Consider the following 20,145-nt stretch of genomic DNA (forward strand, 5'->3'; position numbering starts at 1 on the left):
AGTGGCTGCAATTAAATCCACAATCCCTAGCCGCCGTTTTGACGCGGTCATCGTTGGTGCCGGCGGTTCCGGCATGCGTGCTTCGCTGCAATTGGCTGAAGCTGGTCTGAACGTCGCCGTATTGTCGAAGGTATTTCCTACCCGTTCTCATACGGTAGCTGCGCAGGGCGGTATTGGTGCTTCCCTCGGTAATATGTCAGAAGATAATTGGTACTGGCATATGTTTGACACGGTCAAAGGTTCCGATTACCTGGGTGACCAGGATGCCATCGAATTCATGTGCCGTGAAGCGCCAAAAGTCGTTTATGAACTTGAGCATTTCGGCATGCCGTTTGACCGCAACGCTGATGGCACAATTTATCAGCGTCCTTTTGGTGGTCATACTGCCAACTTTGGTGAGAAGCCTGTACAACGTGCCTGCGCGGCGGCTGACCGTACTGGTCATGCTTTGCTGCATACCCTGTATCAGCGCAATGTACGTGCCCGTACCCATTTCTTTGTTGAATGGATGGCGATTGACCTGATCCGCGATGCGGATGGTGATGTACTCGGCGTGGTTGCACTGGAAATGGAAACTGGCGAAGTCATGATGCTGGAAGCCAAGACCACGATATTTGCTACTGGTGGTGCTGGTCGTATCTGGCAGGCTTCTACTAATGCGTTTATCAATACCGGTGACGGTATGGGCATGGCGGCTCGTGCTGGTCTGCCACTCGAAGATATGGAATTCTGGCAATTTCACCCAACCGGTGTTGCCGGTGCCGGTGTCTTGATTACAGAGGGTGTGCGCGGTGAGGGCGGTATTCTGGTGAATAGCCAGGGTGAGCGCTTCATGGAGCGTTATGCACCTACGCTGAAAGACTTGGCGCCACGTGACTTCGTGTCCCGCTCCATGGATCAGGAAATTAAAGAGGGTCGTGGTTGTGGTCCAAATAAGGACCACGTCATGCTGGACTTGCGTCATATCGGTGCTGAAACCATTCAAAAACGCTTGCCATCGATTCTGGAAATCGCGCACAAGTTTGCCAACGTTGATGCAACCAAAGAGCCAATTCCTGTTGTTCCTACGATTCACTATCAGATGGGTGGTATCCCGACCAATATCTATGGTCAGGTAGTTGCACCTAAAAACGGTAGCAGTGAAATCGTCAATGGTCTGTATGCAATCGGCGAGTGCGCCTGCGTATCTGTGCATGGTGCAAACCGTTTGGGTACCAACTCCCTGCTGGATTTGCTGGTGTTTGGTCGTGCAGCTGGTAATCATGTGGTTGCAAGTAACCTCAAGGCGCGCAGCAATAAAGATTTGCCTGCTGATGCAGCAGATCTGGCGCTGTCACGTTTGTCCAAGCTGGAAACCAGTACAGGTTCCGAGCGCGTGCAAGATGTCGCCAATGCGATTCGTGGCACCATGCAGCAATACTGCGGCGTATTCCGTACGGATGACTTGCTGCAAACCGGCTACAAGAAAATTATGGAGCTTGATGAGCGTCGCAAGCATGTTTCTTTCAAGGATAAATCCAAGGTCTTTAATACAGCCCGCGTAGAAGCGCTGGAACTGGATAATCTGATTGAAACAGCCAAGGCAACGATTACATCAGCCGCCGCCCGTAAAGAGTCCCGTGGTGCGCATGCACATCGTGACTACGAACATCGCGACGACGTTAACTGGATGAAGCATACCTTGTGGTATTCCGAAGGCAATCGCCTCGACTACAAGCCGGTCGTGACCAAGCCACTGACCGTAGAAACCTTCAAACCGAAACCACGTACATTCTAAAGAGATACCGATATGGCACGTACACTGAAATTTAAAATTTATCGCTACGATCCGGACAAGGATGCCAAGCCTTACATGCAAGACTTGACCGTTACATTGCAAGATACGGACAAGATGTTGCTGGATGCATTGCAACGTATCAAGTCTGATGTTGATGACTCTCTGGCGCTGCGTCGCTCATGCCGTGAAGGTGTGTGTGGTTCTGATGCGATGAACATCAATGGCAAGAATGGCCTGGCATGTACCACTAACCTGAATGAATTGACTGAGCCTATCGTCTTGCGTCCTTTGCCTGGCTTGCCAGTGATCCGTGATTTGATCGTGGATATGACGCAGTTCTTCAAGCAATACAATTCCATCAAGCCTTACCTGATGAATGATTCCATTCCTCCGGAAAAAGAACGTCTGCAGTCACCTGCTGAACGTGAAGAGCTTGATGGTTTGTATGAGTGCATCCTGTGTGCATGCTGCTCTACTTCATGCCCTTCGTTCTGGTGGAATCCGGATAAATTCGTTGGTCCGGCTGGTTTGTTGCAGGCCTATCGCTTCATTGCTGATTCACGTGATCAGGCAACTGGCGAGCGTCTTGATAACCTGGAAGATCCGTACCGTCTGTTCCGTTGCCATACTATTATGAATTGTGTGGACGTCTGTCCAAAAGGTCTGAATCCTACCCGCGCTATCGGTAAGATTAAAGAACTGATGGTCCGTCGCGCAGTCTAAGTTCGCAGTTTAAGTTGCATTGTAGCGATGTCTCATGGCATCGCTACTATCGCTACTATTTCATGCGGTTTTCCAGGCAAGCTGAGAGCCGCATGAAATAGTCAGTATGGAAGAGAATTAATTATGTCTGAGTCACAAGCTATATCCCATCAAAGCGACCCGGTAAAGCGGGCAAGGCTACGGTGGCGGGCAAGGCGCGGTTTGCTGGAAAATGATCTGATCTTGACACGTTTTCTGGATGCCAATGAAGAATCCCTGACAGATGAGGAAGTGGATGCCTTCAGCCGCCTGATGGAATTGCCGGACAATACTTTAATGGATCTGCTGATGGCCAAGACAAAACCGGAAGCCGAAGTCGATCTGCCTCATGTTCATGCTTTATTGCTGCGCCTGCAAGTGGCGTAAGTCAATTTGATTTTTTGTGTTTTTTTGATTAACGACTCACCTCTTATCTGAAGGAAGAGCCATGACAAATTCTGAAACAAAAGCCACGCTATCATTCTCCGATGGCTCGCCAGCCTTGGAGATGCCGATTTACAAGGGCTCGATTGGTCCTGATGTTATCGACATCCGTAAATTGTACGGTTCTACCGGCATGTTTACCTATGATCCAGGCTTCATGTCCACGGCAGCCTGTAATTCTTCCATCACTTATATCGATGGCGATAAAGGCGAACTGCTGTATCGCGGTTATCCTATCGAGCAACTGGCTGTCAATGGCGGCGATTTCCTGGAAACCTGCTATTTGTTGCTAAATGGCGAATTGCCAACGGCAGATCAAAAGAAAGAATTTGTAGCAACTGTCACCAATCACACCATGGTGCATGAGCAGATGCAATTCTTCTTCCGTGGCTTCCGTCGTGATGCGCACCCTATGTCGGTACTGGTAGGTACGGTTGGTGCACTGGCATCTTTCTACCATGACTCACTGGATATCAATGATCCACATCATCGCGAAGTGTCAGCTATTCGCCTGATCGCCAAGATGCCTACACTGGTAGCAATGGCCTATAAATATTCTATCGGCCAGCCTTTCGTGTATCCACGCAATGACTTGTCGTATAGCGCGAACTTCATGCACATGATGTTCTCTACGCCATGTGAGCCGTACAAAACCAATGAAGTACTGGTGCGCGCCCTGGATCGCATCCTGATCCTGCACGCGGATCACGAGCAAAATGCTTCTACATCGACAGTGCGTCTGGCTGGTTCCTCTGGTGCCAATCCATTTGCCTGTATCGCTGCTGGTATCGCTTGCCTGTGGGGTCCTGCTCACGGTGGTGCGAATGAAGCTGCATTGAGCATGCTGGAAGAAATCGGCAGTGTCGATAATATTCCTACCTTCATCGCTCAGGTCAAAGACAAAAATTCTGGTGTCAAGCTGATGGGCTTCGGTCACCGTGTTTATAAAAACTATGACCCACGCGCCAAGCTGATGCGTGAAACCTGCTACGAAGTGTTGCAAGAACTGGGTCTGCAGGATGATCCACTGTTCAAGCTCGCCATGGCTCTGGAAAAAATCGCGCTGGAAGACGAATACTTCGTCAGCCGCAAGCTCTATCCTAACGTCGATTTCTACTCTGGTATCGTACAACGTGCGCTGGGCATCCCAACTGCATTGTTCACCGGTATCTTTGCTCTGGCCCGTACAGTAGGCTGGATCGCTCAATGGAAAGAAATGATTTCTGACCCAGAGCAAAAAATCGGTCGTCCACGTCAGTTGTTTGTTGGCGCAGCCAAACGTGATGTGCCAGCTATCGATAAGCGTTAATTCCAGTTTTATTAAGAGTTATTTTTTAGCTATTAATGCTGTTGTAAAAAGCGAGTCTTTGCGACTCGCTTTTTTTTTCTCCAGTAATTATGCTATGCTTCGCCACGAAAGTGATTTTTACATATAACTTTCGTGATCCAATCAAAAATCATATCTAAATAACATGCTTTTTGATTTGATCTCGAGGATAGTTTGAACTAAGCCCTTCCCCACAACTTGATGTGCAATCCGCTAACCGGTCAGGCCGTGTCGCGGAAGGTTAGATTAACCCGCTAATCTCGCGAAACGCGAAGAAAGGTGAGCAAGATGATGCAACAATATAACGCTAACTCGTACTTGTTCGGCGGCAATGCGCCGTACGTAGAAGAACTGTATGAGGCGTACCTGAATAATCCCGGTTCTGTTCCAGACAATTGGCGCGCGTATTTCGACGCCATGCAAAACGTGCCTGCTGTCGATGGCTCTGCCAAGCCAGACGTCGCCCATGCACCTGTTATTGCATCGTTTGCTGAACGTGCCAAACAAGGCCCGATACGCACAGTCAATGCGACTGCTGACGCTGAAATGGGACGCAAACGCGTCGCTGCCCAGCAACTGATCGCTGCTTATCGCTTCCTCGGTAGTCACTGGGCCAATCTGGACCCGCTGCAACGCCAGGAACGTCCAAGTATCCCTGAGCTGGAACCAAGTTTTTATGGCTTTACCGATGCTGATATGGACATACAGTTCAATATCAGCAATACCTATTTCGGGCCAGAAACAGCATCATTGCGCGACCTTTTGAATGCCTTGCGTGATACTTACTGCCGTTCCATCGGTGCTGAGTTCATGTACATCAGTGATCCTACAGAAAAGCGCTGGTTGCAGCAAAAGCTGGAGGCGATACGCTCCACACCATCTTTCTCTCCTGAAAAGAAAAAACACATCCTTGACCGCCTGACTGCGGCTGAAGGTCTGGAACGCTACCTGCATACTAAATATGTGGGTCAGAAGCGTTTCTCCCTGGAAGGCGGCGAAAGCTTTATCGCTTCCATGGATGAAACCATCCAGCGCGCCGGTGAGCGCGGTGTAGAAGAAATCGTTATCGGTATGGCCCACCGTGGTCGTCTGAACGTATTGGTCAATACCCTGGGTAAAATGCCTCAGGACCTGTTTGCTGAATTTGAAGGCAAACATGGTGACGACTTGCCAGCTGGCGACGTTAAATACCATCAAGGTTTCTCGTCTGATATTTCTACTCCAGGCGGCCCGGTTCATTTGTCACTGGCGTTCAATCCTTCCCATCTGGAAATCGTTAATCCAGTGGTTGAGGGTTCTGTCAAAGCGCGTATGGATCGTCGCGGCGACAAAGATGGCTCACAGGTCTTGCCTATCCTGGTACACGGCGATGCCGCGTTTGCAGGGCAGGGCGTGGTCATGGAAACCCTGAACCTGGCGCAAACACGCGGCTACGGTACAGGTGGTACTGTGCATATCGTCATCAATAACCAGATCGGTTTCACGACTTCTGATCCACGCGATTCACGTTCTACCCTGTATTGCTCCGACGTAGTCAAAATGATCGAAGCACCGGTATTGCACGTGAATGCAGATGATCCTGAAGCAGTGGTCCTGGCGACTCAGATCGCTCTGGATTACCGTATGGAATTCAAAAAAGACGTCGTCGTTGACATCATCTGCTACCGCAAACTTGGTCACAACGAGCAAGATACACCTGCACTGACTCAGCCTTTGATGTACAAGAAAATTGCTCAGCATCCAGGCACACGCCGTATGTATGCTGACAAGCTGGCTGCACAAGGCACTATCCCTGCAGATGGTGGCGATCAAATGATCAAGGCTTACCGTGATGCCATGGATGCTGGCAAGCACACCCATGATCCGGTGATCTCCAATTTCAAAAACAAATACGCTGTTGACTGGATCCCTTTCCTCAACCGTAAATGGACAGATGCTGCTGACACTGCAGTACCATCCACTGAATTGAAGCGTCTGGCTGAGCGTATTACGACTGTACCAGAAGGCTTCAAGCCACATAGCCTGGTAGAAAAAGTCCTGGGTGACCGTGCAGCCATGGGTCGTGGCGACATGAACCTGGACTGGGGCATGGGCGAACATCTGGCCTACGCATCCCTGGTTTCTTCCGGTTATGCTATCCGTTTGACAGGTCAGGATGCAGGTCGCGGTACTTTCGTTCACCGCCACGCTGTTTTGCATGATCAAAACCGTGAGCGCTGGGATGCGGGTACGTATATTCCCCTACAAAATATTTCTGACAAGCAGGCCCCATTCACTGTCATCGATTCCGTTTTGTCTGAAGAAGCGGTATTGGGCTTTGAATATGGTTACTCCACAGCAGAGCCAAACACACTGACTATCTGGGAAGCGCAATTCGGCGATTTCGCCAATGGTGCCCAGGTTGTTATCGATCAGTTCATCAGCTCTGGCGAAGTTAAGTGGGGTCGTGCCTCTGGCCTGGTCATGATGCTGCCGCATGGTTATGAAGGTCAGGGTCCTGAGCACTCATCTGCTCGCCCAGAACGATTCCTGCAACTGTGTGCTGACAATAATATGCAAGTGGTTCAGCCTACTTCTGCGTCCCAGATTTTCCATCTGTTGCGTCGCCAGATGATACGCATGTTCCGCAAGCCTCTGGTTATCATGACACCGAAGTCCTTACTGCGTAACAAGGATGCAGGTTCACCTTTGTCCGACCTGGCTAAAGGTAGTTTCCAGACCGTCATCGGTGAAGTTGATGAGAAGATTGATGCGAAGAAGGTCAAGCGTGTTGTCGCTTGCTCAGGCAAAGTGTATTACGACCTGGTCAATGCCCGTAAAGAACGCGGTCAGTCTGATACGGCAATTGTCCGTGTTGAACAACTGTATCCTTTCCCGCATAAGAGTTTTGTTGCTGAACTGAAAAAATTCCCGAACATGGCGGAATTGGTTTGGGCACAAGATGAGCCGCAAAATCAGGGACCATGGTTCCAGATCCAGCACAATATTTTTGAAAGTTTGGAAGACGGTCAAAAACTTGCATATGCAGGTCGTCCAGCCAGTGCATCGCCAGCTGTCGGTTACTATGACAAGCACTATGCACAACAAAAAGCATTGCTGGAAACGGCATTTTCCAAACTCAAAGGCTTTGTCCTGACCAAATAATGACGCGATGCGACATCAGAAGCTGATGTCGCATCTGGCTACCCGAATCGGAGAGTAAAAAATGGCAATTATCGAAGTAAAAGTTCCTCAGTTATCTGAGTCTGTCGCAGAAGCAACCCTGTTGTCCTGGCATAAAAAAGTTGGCGAAGCAATTGGCCGCGACGAAAACATGATCGACGTGGAAACCGACAAAGTCGTGCTGGAACTGCCAGCACCTGACGCTGGCGTCATCACACAAATCATCAAGGGCGATGGCAGTACGGTCGTCGCTGGCGAAATCATTGCGATTATCGATACTGATGCATCCGCAAAAGTAAGCCCTATGGAAGTATCTGCTGTTCCAGTAAGCGCTGCCGCTGTTGCCACATCTGCTGCTGATGCAAAATCTTCTGCTGGCGTGGCAATGCCAGCAGCAGCAAAAATCCTGTCAGAAAACAACCTGACTGCAGCACAAGTTGATGGTTCCGGTAAAGATGGCCGTGTTACCAAAGGTGATGCGCTGGCAGCCGTAGCCGCCAAGCCTGCCGCAGCACCAGTAGTTGCGCCTCTGGCTGCACCTGCTGCGGGCAAACCAGCTCTGCAACAAGTCGCCGCTCCTACGATCGCCAGCTTGGGTGACCGCCCAGAAGAGCGCGTACCGATGAGCCGTTTGCGTGCACGTATCGCTGAACGTCTGGTGCAATCGCAATCGACTAACGCGATTCTGACGACTTTCAACGAAGTCAACATGGCTCCAGTCATGGACTTGCGCAACAAGTACAAAGACAAGTTTGAAAAAGAGCATGGCGTGAAACTGGGTTTCATGTCCTTCTTCGTTAAAGCTGCCGTTGCTGCATTGAAAAAATACCCTATCATCAACGCCTCTGTTGATGGCAACGACATCGTCTACCACGGTTACTTCGACATCGGTATCGCTGTTGGTTCTCCACGCGGCCTGGTAGTACCTATCCTGCGCAATGCGGATCAAATGACGATTGCTGAAATCGAGAAGAAAATCGGCGAATTCGGTGCCAAGGCAAAAGACGGTAAACTGACTCTGGACGATTTGTCTGGCGGTACTTTCTCCATCTCGAATGGTGGTACTTTCGGTTCCATGTTGTCCACACCTATCATCAACCCACCACAATCTGCAATTTTGGGCGTGCATGCGACCAAGGACCGTGCGGTAGTTGAAAACGGTCAGATCGTGATTCGCCCTATGAATTACCTGGCGATGTCTTATGACCATCGTATCATTGACGGTCGTGAAGCAGTTCTGGGTCTGGTGGCAATGAAAGATGCGCTGGAAGATCCAGCTCGTCTGTTGCTTGATCTGTAATTCAGGTTCTGAGCGCAAAGCGAGAATCATTCTGTGAATATCGCTGACGAAATCAAACGTCTGCATGAACTGCATCAGGCAGGAGCACTGTCTGATGCAGAATTTGCACAAGCCAAAGCCAGATTGCTGGCAACTGGCGACACTTCCACATCCGGTCAACAGCAGAGTCAGGGTTTTAATCATCTGAATCAATTCCGCCGGTCAAAAAAAGACCAGTGGCTGGGTGGTATCTGTGGTGGGCTGGCGCAATTTACCGGTCTGGATTCCTGGATCTGGCGTTTGATGTTTGTCTTCTTCAGTCTTTACTTTGGTGCGGGTGTTGTGGCTTATTTGCTGGCCTGGATATTCGTCCCTGAAGAAAGCTGAAGCACTAAAGCGCAACGGCAGTTTCACAGCTAAATCATTTACACAAAATCAGGATATTTTCATGAGCAAACAATTTGACGTCGTCGTTATCGGTGGTGGCCCAGGCGGCTACATCGCCGCAATTCGCGCTGCCCAACTGGGGTTTTCTACTGCCTGTATCGATGCATGGACTAATGAAAAAGGTGGTCCGGCTCCAGGTGGTACTTGCACCAACGTAGGTTGCATTCCATCCAAAGCACTGTTGCAGTCTTCCGAGCATTATGAGCATGCTGGTCATGCTTTCGCTGACCATGGCATCAATGTGCAAGGTCTGGGTTTGGACGTTGCCAAGATGCTGGGCCGCAAGAACACTATCGTCAAGCAAAACAATGACGGTATCTTGTACCTGTTCAAAAAGAACAAAGTGACTTTCTTCCATGGTCATGGCTCGTTTGTTAAAGGCGACGCTGCTGGTTATGAAATCAAGGTAGCTGGCAAAACTGAAGAAACCATCACTGGCAAGCACATCATTGTGGCGACTGGCTCGAATGCACGTGCATTGCCAGGCGCAGCATTTGATGAAGCAACCATCTTGTCGAATGACGGCGCATTGAAAATCGCCGACGTACCAAAAAAACTCGGCGTTATCGGTGCTGGTGTGATTGGTCTGGAAATGGGTAGTGTCTGGCGTCGCCTGGGTGCTGAAGTGACAGTGCTGGAAGCATTGCCAACTTTCCTCGGTGCTGTGGATGAACAAATCGCTAAAGAAGCGCACAAACTGTTCGTTAAACAAGGCCTGTCCATTAATCTGGGCGTCAAGATAGGTGAAATCGTCAATGGCGGTAGCGATGTGACTGTCAACTACACTGACGACAAGGGTGCAGAGCACAAGGCAGTGTTCGACAAACTGATCATTTCCATTGGCCGTACACCTAACACCAATGGTTTGAATGCAGAAGCTGTTGGTCTGCAACTCGATGAACGTGGTTTCATCGCGGTTGATGGCGATTGCAAAACCAATCTGGCGAATGTCTGGGCAGTGGGCGATGTGGTACGTGGCCCTATGCTGGCACACAAGGCTGAAGAAGAGGGCGTTGCAGTGGCTGAACGTATCGCTGGTCAGCATGGCCATGTGAACTTTAACACCATCCCCTGGGTAATCTACACTTCTCCAGAAATCGCATGGGTAGGCCGTACTGAGCAGCAATTGAAGGCTGACGGCGTGGCGTACAAAGCAGGTACTTTCCCATTCATGGCGAATGGCCGTGCGCGTGCCCTGGGTGATACTTCAGGTATGGTCAAGTTCCTGGCGGATGCAACGACAGATGAAATCCTGGGTGTACACATCGTTGGACCTATGGCATCTGAATTGATTTCTGAAGCCGTAGTGGCGATGGAATTCAAGGCATCGGCAGAAGATATCGCCCGTATTTGCCATGCACACCCATCCCTGTCTGAAGCAACGAAAGAAGCAGCATTGGCAGTTGACAAGCGTTCCCTGAATTTCTGATTCAGGCTGCCTGTTTGAGTATTGCTTGACTATTGCTTGAGCAGTTTTTGAATGAGGGGCGCAATATTGCGTCCAGATTGGCAGCGCACTCTGTCCTCAGTTTGTTTGGGGTAGGGTGCGTCGCTTTTTACCCGCTTGCCATGTGCTGGCAAGCCTGCAAAGATAGTATCCCTCGCCCATGAATGTCATAGAGTATTATCAGGATGCCTTGAGTCAACGCGGTTTTCAGGCCGATGAAGCACAAAAGCGTGCAGTTGACCGCTTGCAGACGGCCTATGAAGAATGGGTGGAGTACAAGGGCAAACGTGCGAATAAATTTACCCGCCTGATTACCCGGCCCGAAGTGCCCCGTGGCGTTTACATGTGGGGTGGGGTAGGGCGCGGCAAGTCCTTCTTGATGGATAGTTTTTTTTCTGTCGTACCCGTCGTCAGAAAAGCCCGCCTGCATTTCCATGAATTCATGCGTGCTGTACACAGGCAGCTTGATGAACTCAAAGGCGTCGCAGATCCGCTTGATGAAGTGGCGCGCAGAATCGCCAAAAAATACCGCCTGATTTGTTTTGATGAATTCCATGTCTCAGATGTGGCAGATGCGATGTTGTTGTATAACTTGCTCAATGCCCTGTTTGAAAATGGAGTGTCATTCGTCATGACTTCCAATTATCAACCTGATACTCTCTATCCTGATGGTTTGCACCGGGACCGCATGTTGCCGACTATCGCGCTCTTGAAAGAGAAGCTGGATATCTTGAACGTCGATTCTGGCAATGATTATCGCAAGCGCGCTTTAGAGCAGGTGCAGGCCTATCTGACACCATTGAGTGCCGCAACCGACAAGGCTTTACGTGACAGCTTTGCGCGTGTGGCAGAGACCAGTGATGAAGATCCTCAGGTCGATATTGAGGGTCGCAAGTTAAAGTCCTTGCGTCGTGCTGGTAGTGTGATCTGGTTTGATTTCGCTACTTTATGTGGCGGCCCGCGTTCTCAGAATGATTATCTTGAAATAGCCAGCCGTTTCCATACAGTTGTGCTGTCCTCAATTCCACGTATGTCAGCCGCCATGTCTTCCGAAGCAAGACGTTTTACCTGGTTGATCGATGTGTTTTACGATAACAAGGTCAAGCTGATCATGTCGGCTGAAGTGCCGCCTGAGGAACTTTATACCAATGGTACCTTGTCTAATGAATTTCATCGGACTGTATCCCGTATTATAGAAATGCAATCAAAAGAATATATGGATGCCGATCAACGCCAGCTTGCAGAAAGTATTGCTTAATGAAACCTATATTGTCGATTTGCCTGGGATTACTTTTGCAAATGACTATTGTCCTATCTGTCCAGGCTATGCCTGATAGTGAAGAGCTGGCGCAAATTGCGAGTTTGACTGCCAGTCTGGATCAAAAATATGCAGCTGGCAGTCTTGCTACTGCGGAGCAGGCTGAGAATGCTTTGAATGAGAGTAGTGCTACGCAACTGCGTTTGCAGCGCTGGTATGAGCAGGCAGATCGCGCTTGTCATCAAATTTTCTTCGTCAATGATTGTCTCAATGACGTCAAGCAGCAGCGTCGTCAGTACATCATATCCTTGCAAAGGATATCGCTGGAAGCCAAGGCCTTGCAGCGTAAATTGCGCATTGAAGAATTGGATAGGGATTTAGCAAAAAAGCAGGCCAAGCCTTAAATTCGGCTGCGGATTTTGTAAGCGACTGTAAGTCAGGCGCCCATGTTTCTGGCTATCTCCAGTTGCAGTTTGCGCGGTCTAAGCAGCCATCTGCCTCACAAGTCCCCTTTGCTCAATCGCGCATTGATTTGCAGATGTGTTTTATCATGCAATTCACAAGAATTTGTGCATGTAATTTAGTAACTATTCCTCCATGCTGACTGCGATATAAGTATTGCAAGTCTTTGGAAATTTCCTTACAGTCTGTCGTTAGTCTCATTGGCATACTGTGAACAAGGAAATTTATATGTGGTTTGTTGGGGCAGTCATAGGCTTTATCCTGGGTGTGGCGACTGGTTCAGGTGCGGCCATGTTTTTTTTCAGCTTGGTGGGTGGTTTTGTAGCCCACATGATTGCCCGCGCAAACAAGGCGAATGTGGCAGCGGATGTACCCGCACAACAGACGTTGCAAAGTAAGCCAGATGATGGAATGGCGGAAATGCGCCAGAAAATACATAAGCTGGAACACCGCCTGCAAACGCTGGAACGCGAAATGGCAGAGCTTAAAGCGGGTGGCATGGTCGTTAACAGTGTTAGCAGTGCCGCCGTCGTGGCGCCTGCAAGTGAACCAGCACCAGCAGAAAAAGCGATTCCTGAGCCGGAAATAGCGCTTGCCACAATACAGCGCGTCGATGCGATATTGAACGTAGTTGCGCCAGACATTCCAGCAAACACACCGCCAAGTATAGAGTTTGGTACACAGACAGATTCCACGCCATTCCCGGCGCAGTCTAAAACCAGTCTGGAAGACCTGGATTTGGAGATGAGCCCACAGGAAGATCTGGTCTTATTTGCGGATGACAATGCAAAACAAGCTGCTTCTTCAACTGCAGCCCCAATCACTATTACTGACATAGACTTCGGTGGCACTACGACAAGTACACCAACTCCGGCCGCGCTGAAGCCAGCGGCAATCAAAACTCCGCCGCCACCGCCCAAAACACTCAGAGAAAGCCTGCCAGCACCTTTAGCCAAACTCATCTTTGGTGGCAATGCGCTGGTCAAAGTGGGTGTCTTGATTTTGTTCCTGGGCTTGGCTTTCTTGTTGCGCTATACCGCTGAGCGGGTCACTGTCCCGGTTGAATTGCGTTATGCAGGCGTGGCTTTATCCGGTGTCGTGTTATTGAGTCTGGGCTGGTTCTTGCGTAACAAGCGCAGGGACTATGCGCTGATATTGCAAGGTATGGCGATAGGCGTGTTTTACCTGACCACGCTATCGGCCATGAAATTGCATGCCCTGATTTCACCCGAAGCTGGCTTTGGTTTTATGCTGCTGGTATCAGTGTTGAGTGCCATACTGGCTGTCTTGCAAAACGCACCAATACTGGCGATTGTGGCTGCCATTGAAGGCTTTTTGACACCAGTATTGATTTCTACAGGTGAAAACCGTCCTATGGGTTTATTCACCTATATGGCCGTGCTGGACATCGGTATTTTTGTCGTGGCCTGGTTCAATGCCTGGCGTGTCTTGAATCTGATCGGGTTTGTCGGGACTTTCACCCTGGCTTTGGGCTGGGCGGAGCGCAACTATACGGATAGCCAATACGGTATAGTCCAGCCCTTCCTGATTTTCTTCTTTGTCTTGTTCGCCTTAATAGGCTTGTTGTTTGCCCGCCGTACCTTGAAAGAGGCTGAAGCTCAGGAAGGACCTTTGGCCAGCCTGAAGCGTGTAGGGCGTGTCGATAGTGCCCTGGTATTTGGTAATCCCATTACCGCCTTTGGCATGCAATACATGCTGGTCAAACATACAGAATTCGGCGCGGCCTTTTCTGCCCTGGCGGTTGGTTTCTTTTATTTGTTACTGGCAAAAGTAGTATTTTCCAAGGCTAAACAAGGCCTTGCTTTACTGGCAGAGGCTTACGTTATCGTGGCCGCCATCTTTGCCACGCTGGCAATTCCCCTGGGGCTGGAAGGTGCCTGGACAGGTGCGGCCTGGGCCATAGAAGGCGCAGGCATGTACTGGCTGGGCATACGCCAGCAACGTCCTTATGCACGCGCTTTTGCTTATGTTGTCATGGTGGGTGCGGCTTACAAACTCTTGCACGGCATCTACATCAATCCCGAAGCCAGTGGACCATTGTTGCAAGGTGGCTTGCTGGGGCCAGTCTTGCTGGCAATCAGCTGTTTCGCTGTCTGGAATCTGCATAGAAAGGCCAAGCCTGAGAATATAGCCAGTTGGGAGGCCATGCCAAATGCAGCCTTGCCTTGGTTGGGGACAGCTTCACTGACTTTGTTGCCCTGGATGTTACTGGTTCCGCAGTTTGCTGCGGCGGCCATGGCTGTGATGGCCTTGCTGGTATCAGCCATAGCCCGTCGCTATGTTTTGAAGGCTTTTGAATACATCTCTGCCACTTTGCAGGTGGGCGCACTGGCTTCCTTCATGTTGACACTACATGTTGCTGCCAATGGCAATGCAGCACTGGAAGATGGCTGGAAAGGCGGACTGGCTGCCTTGATCATCGCTGGAAGCATATTGTTCAGCGCAGGGCGCTCCATGGTGGCGACCAAACGGGCGGCGCAAGCCCAGGCTTTACCTCCAGCCTGGTCTATCTGGAACCAACTGGCCATCATCAGCGGTAGCGCGCTGCTGCACCTGGCCATGTTGTTTGCCATTAACCTGACACAGGCATCCTTGATCTGGCCATTCACTTCCTGCCTCTTGCTGTGGGTAGGTTTGCGTATGTCGCATACTGCTTTGGCAGGTTTTTCTGTGTTTATGCAAATCATTGCGGCTGGTTTGTGTTTGACTGAGCCGGGTAAGTATCAGGGTACAGGTTTTGCGCATCTGGGCTTTTTTGTACCTTTGTCGCTGGCTGTGTCTGCATGGCTCAGTGCGGATTTTATTCGTGCCGAAGCGAGCAGAATGCGCACTGTCTTGCTGGATTTAAGTGGTTTTGGCAATGGCGCAAATGCGGCCAATGGAGCCAATGCAGACGCGCCTGAGCATAAATTACCATCTGTCTGGCTCAATCCCTGGTGCAATAACAAGCTCGCTTTGGGCCTGCCTGTTGTTTGGGGGCTGGTATGGTGGTTGAGTGCATGGTTCTCTGAGAGCCTGGACACTCTGGTGCGTACAGATTATCGTGAATATTCTTCCACTGTTGCTATTGTAATTAGTCTGCTTAGTACAGCGCTGATGGCGGCACTGGCAAGCTGGCGCAAATGGCCACAAATGGGTTTTGCCACCATCGCCACTTTGCCTCTATTGGTGTTTGCAGGCATGATAGGTATGGCCGGTGCGGAGAGTTCTCATTTGCCATCGGCAAACCTGGGTTGGCTGGCCTGGCCTTTGGCATTGGCCTGGCATTTGCAGATATTGAAAAAGCAGCAGAACTGGATGGCTGCCTGGCCGCGACTCTTGAGCCTGACGCATATCACGGATTTCTGGTTCTTCCTGTTACTGGCTGCACGTGAAGGGCAGGCACGTCTTGCACCTCTGGCTGACACCTGGTCAAGCTGGCCATTGCTGGGTTGGGTGCTGGTTCCTGCGCTGGTGTTCTGGTTCATCGGTGCTAAACCTTTGGCTGGCAGATGGCCGCTGAACTCTTATCGTAAAGCTTATATAGAACAGGCTTGTACACCCGTTGCCCTGTATTTGCTGGCATGGTGCTGGCTGACCAATGCCTTCAGTGCGGGTGACGCCAGCCCTTTGCCTTATCTGCCTTTGCTTAACCCCCTGGAATTGGGGCAATGGCTGGTCTTGGCATCCTTATTACATTGGTGGCGTGCTTTGCCTATGGCAACACTCAAAACGAACGCCAGACATGCCGCCACCGCATTGGCAGCCGCTACAGCCCTGGCTTTATTGACAGGCATGGTTTTGCGTAGTTGCCATCATTTTGCTGGTGTGCCATGGGATGCGGATGCCTTGTTTGCTTCACGCCTGAGTCAGGCTGCGGTTTCTATTACGTGGGCAATTTGCGGCGTGGCCGTCATGTTGTTTGGTAACCGTCGCATGTCGCGCAGCATCTGGATAGCGGGTGCAGCTTTACTGGGTGTCGTGGTGTTGAAACTGTTCCTGATAGAACTTGCTGATCGTGGCGGCCTATACCGTATTGTCTCTTTCATCGGTGTTGGTATCTTGTTGCTGGTGGTTGGCTATTTTGCGCCGGTACCTGTCAAGCCAAAAGAGCCGCAGGCGACATTGGCAGAGGGTAGTGAAGCATCAGATCAAGGGACGGCATCATGAATATCAACAAGCTGAGAATGAAACTGTCCCTGCTGGCTGCTTGTGCCTTCGTCTCTACTGTGGTCGTGGCACAGACGATTACACCACAGTTGAAACATGCGGTCATTACCAGTACAGGAGCGGGCCCGTATTTTCAACTGGATATACCAACCAGTATTTATCCTGGCAGCCTGCATCCTGATTTGCATGATGTGCGTGTGCGCAATGCTGAGGGCGATCTCTTGTCGTTTGCCTGGACCGATACGGAAGTGGCAACAGCCAAGCTGGAGAGTAATACAGTCAGTGCTTTTCCTATAAAAGACATACAAAGCAGCAGCTTCAGCAGTTTCCGGCAAAATGCCGATGGCTCACTAAGCGCTTTGTCGCAAGTAAAAATTACCAGGCAAAATCCTGTGCCTGGCTGGATTATTGATGTCAGCAAGATCAAGGGCAAGTTATTACAAGCCAGGTTTGGCATCGCCGAGCAGGCAGATGGCATGTTTAACTTCACGCTGGAAAGTAGTAATGACCTCAAAAACTGGCAATCACTAGGCAGCGAACAACTGGTGCAATTGCGTCACCAGGGTTCCATGTTGCAGAATCTCGCCATCAGGTTGCAGCATGTCAGCGCCCAGTATTTACGCCTGCGCTGGACAAATCCTGCAGATGCACCCTGGCTGGACAATGTCAGCATCGATAGCCAACAAGAAGTCTACACACCACCGGTTTTGCAATGGAGCAAACCTATTCCTGTGAAGGCTTGTGCTGCAAACTACTGCGATTACAGTATTCCTGATAACACGCCTATAGACAGCCTGCGTTTGCTGGTGAGCGAACCTAATACCTTGCTGCATATTACGGTGCTGGCACAGGTGACTACAACAATGACACCGGTATCCTCCTATCATCACAGACATAGTCCGCTATATCCTCTGCATGTCTTAAGGAATCAGAAACGTAATGCTGAAGTGCAGGTGGTAGATCAACAAGTCTGGTTGAATGACAGCTTGGTTTACAAAATCAATCTGCAGAATGGCGAAGTGAAATCACCTGATATGCTCATGGATGGTGCCAGCTATAAGACTTTGCGCTTGCAAACCGATAGTCCGTTCAGCAAGCTGGGTAAGACTTTGCCAGAGATACAGATCGCCAGCTTACCGCGCAGGCTGGTATTTCTGGCACGAGGCAAACCGCCGTATCAACTGGAATGGGGAGTCGAAAATAAGGAAGGTGCCGCACTGTCACTGACAAACCTCATCCCCAAAATGGACCTGAGTAAGCCTGTGCAAGCAGATATTGCCAGTGTGGAAATTGCCGACTATGTCGCTCCACAGGCGGCAATCAAAACTGTCGTTGAGAAAACATCAAGCAAAGAGCATAAACCCTGGCTATGGGCAGCATTGGGAGTTGGTTTGTTATTGTTGGGCGGGATGGTGTGGTCCCTGTTGAAGAGTATGTCAGAAGATAAGGCAAAGACCTGAGAACCTGTTTGCGATCTTAAGCGCAAGCGTGATCGGGGCTCAAGTGCTGCTCAAAATGCTCATGTACTAGAGTACATTCCGCTTTTTGCGCTGCTCTTCACTCCCGCTGACGCTCGCTCGCTACAGATCGCAAACACGTCCTTAATGTTTCAGGTCTTTTGAAGGGAATTAAATGCTCTGCAGGCGCTGTAAGGCGTCTTGCAGGGTGGCATCCTGCTTGGCAAAGCAAAAACGCACGATGCCAGATTCTTTGCCCTGCTGATAAAACGCGGATACGGGAATCGCTGCAACACCAATTTCTGTCGTCAGCCAACGGGCAAATTCCAGCTCTGTCTTGTCGGAAACTGCTGAATAATCAACAGACTGGAAATAAGTCCCCGCACATGGCAACAAGCGTAAGCGAGAATTGACCAGGCCAGCTCTGAACAGGTCGCGTTTCTTTTGATAAAAGTCAGATAGCTCCAGATACGGAGCAGGCTTGCCCATATACTGCGCCAACCCCACTTGCATAGGTGTATTGACGGTAAAAACATTGTATTGATGGACCTTGCGGAATTCTGCCATCAGTGCCGCCGGTGCGGTCACATAGCCCACCTTCCAGCCAGTCACATGATACGTCTTGCCAAAGCTGGAAATGATGAAGCTGCGCTCGGCCAGTTCAGGGTAACGCGATAGCGATTCATGGCGACCACCATCAAACACCATGTGTTCATACACTTCGTCAGAGGCAATCAAGACCTTGGTGTCACGCACGATATCGCTCAGAGCGGCGATGTCATCCACATTCAATACCGATCCGGTAGGGTTATGCGGTGAATTCAGCATCAGCAAACGGGTTTTGCCCGTGATGCTGGCTTTTACCTTTTCCCAGGGGATGGTATAGCCATTTGCACCCAGTTCCATGCTGACAAATACCGGCACAGCGCCTGCCAGCTTGATACTCGATACATAGCTGTCATACGCGGGTTCAATGACTATGACTTCATCACCAGTGTGTACGCAGGCCAGCAAGATCGTCAATATGCCCTGGGTCGCGCCAGCTGTGACGGTAATTTCAGTATTTACATCATAAGCATGGCCATAGATACTTTTGATCTTGGCGGCTATTTGCTCGCGCAATTGCGGCATGCCTGGCATGGGCGGATATTGATTGTAATTATCCGTCATGGCTTGCGCCACGAGGGCAGGCAGAGCAGGGTCGCAGCTAAAGTCAGGGAAGCCCTGACCAAGATTGACCGCTTTTTTCTCTGCTGCGAGGGCAGACATCACTGAAAAGATGGTGGTGCCCACTTCGGGTAATTTAGACTCAGGTACGAAGCGGGCAGTGGTCGTCATCAGTGAAACTCTTCAAAAACTATAAACTATTAATATAAAGCGATTATTTAGTACCAAACAAACGGTCACCGGCATCGCCCAGGCCAGGCACGATATAACCGTGTTCATTGAGGTGGTCATCAATAGAGGCTGTGATGACAGGCACATCAGGATGGGCAGCATTCATGACCTTGATGCCTTCAGGGGCGGCCAGCAGGCAAACGAATTTGATCGTCGTGGCGCCACGCAGCTTCAGGCGGGTGATTGCTGCAGCGGCTGAGTTGCCAGTTGCCAGCATAGGGTCAACCACGATCACCAGGCGGTCAGCGATATCTTCTGGCACTTTGAAGTAATACTCGACTGGTTCCAGGGTTTCCGGGTCACGGTACAGGCCGATATGGCCTACGCGTGCGTTTGGCAGCAAATCCAGCATGCCATCCAGAATGCCATTGCCGGCGCGCAAGACCGAGATCACGCACAGCTTCTTGCCGCTGATGGTTGGTGCATCTATGGTAGTGATCGGTGTTTCGATCTTGACCAGTTCAATCGGCAGGTCACGGGTGACTTCATAGGCCAGCATCTGGCTGATTTCACGCAGCAGGCGGCGGAAATTATCCGTCGGTGTGTCTTTGCTGCGCATCAGTGTCAGCTTGTGTTGCACCAGCGGGTGTCTGATTTCGGTAACGAGTTCGTTCAAGGTAATTCTCCGGCAATGTTGAGTTGACCGCTATTTTACGTCCCAGCAAGCATTAAGGGAAACGGATAAATCAGGAATTGAGGTGTTTTTCCACTTCTGCTCCAGCCATTGTCAATTTTTTCTTGATTGATAATTCAATATAAGAAGTTCCGGCATGGCA

Annotated in this window: 14 protein-coding genes; 12 read left to right on the forward strand and 2 right to left on the reverse strand. The window is 50.2% G+C overall.

Annotation, left to right across the window (positions count from 1 at the left end; genetic code table 11):
- Position 1: 1 nt before the first annotated feature.
- From sdhA to ACO0LF_RS03960, 12 genes are all read left to right on the forward strand, one after another.
- Positions 2–1,777 (forward strand): succinate dehydrogenase flavoprotein subunit, encoded by a 1,776-nt coding sequence (gene sdhA / locus ACO0LF_RS03905; protein WP_423012079.1) that lies wholly within the window; start codon positions 2–4, stop codon positions 1,775–1,777.
- Between the two features lie 12 nt (positions 1,778–1,789).
- Positions 1,790–2,500 carry a succinate dehydrogenase iron-sulfur subunit gene (locus ACO0LF_RS03910; protein WP_423012081.1) on the forward strand — a complete coding sequence of 237 codons (711 nt, stop codon included), beginning with the start codon at positions 1,790–1,792 and terminating at the stop codon, positions 2,498–2,500.
- Positions 2,501–2,623: 123 nt separating this feature from the next.
- Positions 2,624–2,905 carry a succinate dehydrogenase assembly factor 2 gene (locus ACO0LF_RS03915; protein WP_423001375.1) on the forward strand — a complete coding sequence of 94 codons (282 nt, stop codon included), beginning with the start codon at positions 2,624–2,626 and terminating at the stop codon, positions 2,903–2,905.
- A gap of 61 nt (positions 2,906–2,966) precedes the next feature.
- Positions 2,967–4,271, forward strand: a complete 1,305-nt coding sequence (gene gltA, locus ACO0LF_RS03920) for a citrate synthase (RefSeq protein WP_423012083.1) — start codon at positions 2,967–2,969, stop codon at positions 4,269–4,271.
- Between the two features lie 306 nt (positions 4,272–4,577).
- Positions 4,578–7,433, forward strand: coding sequence for a 2-oxoglutarate dehydrogenase E1 component (locus tag ACO0LF_RS03925; protein ID WP_423001371.1), 2,856 nt, complete (start codon positions 4,578–4,580; stop codon positions 7,431–7,433).
- A gap of 61 nt (positions 7,434–7,494) precedes the next feature.
- The gene (gene odhB / locus ACO0LF_RS03930) at positions 7,495–8,751 is read left to right on the forward strand and encodes a 2-oxoglutarate dehydrogenase complex dihydrolipoyllysine-residue succinyltransferase (RefSeq protein ID WP_423012085.1); all 1,257 of its coding nucleotides are present in this window, start codon (positions 7,495–7,497) and stop codon (positions 8,749–8,751) included.
- A gap of 33 nt (positions 8,752–8,784) precedes the next feature.
- Complete coding sequence (locus ACO0LF_RS03935; RefSeq protein WP_423001367.1) at positions 8,785–9,117, forward strand: PspC domain-containing protein; 333 nt, start codon at positions 8,785–8,787, stop codon at positions 9,115–9,117.
- A 61-nt stretch (positions 9,118–9,178) separates the two neighbouring features.
- Positions 9,179–10,606 carry a dihydrolipoyl dehydrogenase gene (lpdA, locus tag ACO0LF_RS03940; protein WP_423012087.1) on the forward strand — a complete coding sequence of 476 codons (1,428 nt, stop codon included), beginning with the start codon at positions 9,179–9,181 and terminating at the stop codon, positions 10,604–10,606.
- A gap of 178 nt (positions 10,607–10,784) precedes the next feature.
- A complete protein-coding gene (gene zapE / locus ACO0LF_RS03945; protein WP_423012089.1) occupies positions 10,785–11,882 on the forward strand; it encodes a cell division protein ZapE in 1,098 nt (365 codons plus the stop codon).
- A gap of 41 nt (positions 11,883–11,923) precedes the next feature.
- Complete coding sequence (locus ACO0LF_RS03950; protein ID WP_423012091.1) at positions 11,924–12,286, forward strand: hypothetical protein; 363 nt, start codon at positions 11,924–11,926, stop codon at positions 12,284–12,286.
- 286 nt (positions 12,287–12,572) lie between these two features.
- On the forward strand, positions 12,573–16,514 hold the full coding sequence (locus tag ACO0LF_RS03955) for a DUF2339 domain-containing protein (protein WP_423012093.1): 3,942 nt from the start codon (positions 12,573–12,575) through the stop codon (positions 16,512–16,514).
- A complete protein-coding gene (locus ACO0LF_RS03960; RefSeq protein WP_423012095.1) occupies positions 16,511–17,974 on the forward strand; it encodes a DUF3999 domain-containing protein in 1,464 nt (487 codons plus the stop codon). The genes ACO0LF_RS03955 and ACO0LF_RS03960 overlap by 4 nt, the downstream gene beginning before the upstream one ends.
- A 168-nt stretch (positions 17,975–18,142) precedes the next feature.
- On the opposite strand, the gene ACO0LF_RS03965 is transcribed toward ACO0LF_RS03960, so the two are convergent.
- Positions 18,143–19,309, reverse strand: a complete 1,167-nt coding sequence (locus ACO0LF_RS03965) for a pyridoxal phosphate-dependent aminotransferase (RefSeq protein WP_423012097.1) — start codon at positions 19,307–19,309, stop codon at positions 18,143–18,145.
- Between the two features lie 43 nt (positions 19,310–19,352).
- Positions 19,353–19,985, reverse strand: a complete 633-nt coding sequence (upp, locus tag ACO0LF_RS03970; protein WP_422952680.1) for a uracil phosphoribosyltransferase — start codon at positions 19,983–19,985, stop codon at positions 19,353–19,355.
- Between the last annotated feature and the right edge of the window lie 160 nt (positions 19,986–20,145).

Source organism: Undibacterium sp. Di27W (assembly GCF_049340345.1).
Lineage (GTDB): Bacteria > Pseudomonadota > Gammaproteobacteria > Burkholderiales > Burkholderiaceae_D > Undibacterium.

Coding starts and splice junctions, on each gene's coding strand:
- ACO0LF_RS03910 (WP_423012081.1), top strand. CDS start 1,790: ATGGCACGTACACTGAAATTTAAAATTTATCGCTACGATCCGGACAAG.
- ACO0LF_RS03915 (WP_423001375.1), top strand. CDS start 2,624: ATGTCTGAGTCACAAGCTATATCCCATCAAAGCGACCCGGTAAAGCGG.
- gltA (WP_423012083.1), top strand. CDS start 2,967: ATGACAAATTCTGAAACAAAAGCCACGCTATCATTCTCCGATGGCTCG.
- ACO0LF_RS03925 (WP_423001371.1), top strand. CDS start 4,578: ATGATGCAACAATATAACGCTAACTCGTACTTGTTCGGCGGCAATGCG.
- odhB (WP_423012085.1), top strand. CDS start 7,495: ATGGCAATTATCGAAGTAAAAGTTCCTCAGTTATCTGAGTCTGTCGCA.
- lpdA (WP_423012087.1), top strand. CDS start 9,179: ATGAGCAAACAATTTGACGTCGTCGTTATCGGTGGTGGCCCAGGCGGC.
- zapE (WP_423012089.1), top strand. CDS start 10,785: ATGAATGTCATAGAGTATTATCAGGATGCCTTGAGTCAACGCGGTTTT.
- ACO0LF_RS03950 (WP_423012091.1), top strand. CDS start 11,924: ATGACTATTGTCCTATCTGTCCAGGCTATGCCTGATAGTGAAGAGCTG.
- ACO0LF_RS03955 (WP_423012093.1), top strand. CDS start 12,573: ATGTGGTTTGTTGGGGCAGTCATAGGCTTTATCCTGGGTGTGGCGACT.
- ACO0LF_RS03960 (WP_423012095.1), top strand. CDS start 16,511: ATGAATATCAACAAGCTGAGAATGAAACTGTCCCTGCTGGCTGCTTGT.
- ACO0LF_RS03965 (WP_423012097.1), bottom strand. CDS start 19,309: ATGACGACCACTGCCCGCTTCGTACCTGAGTCTAAATTACCCGAAGTG.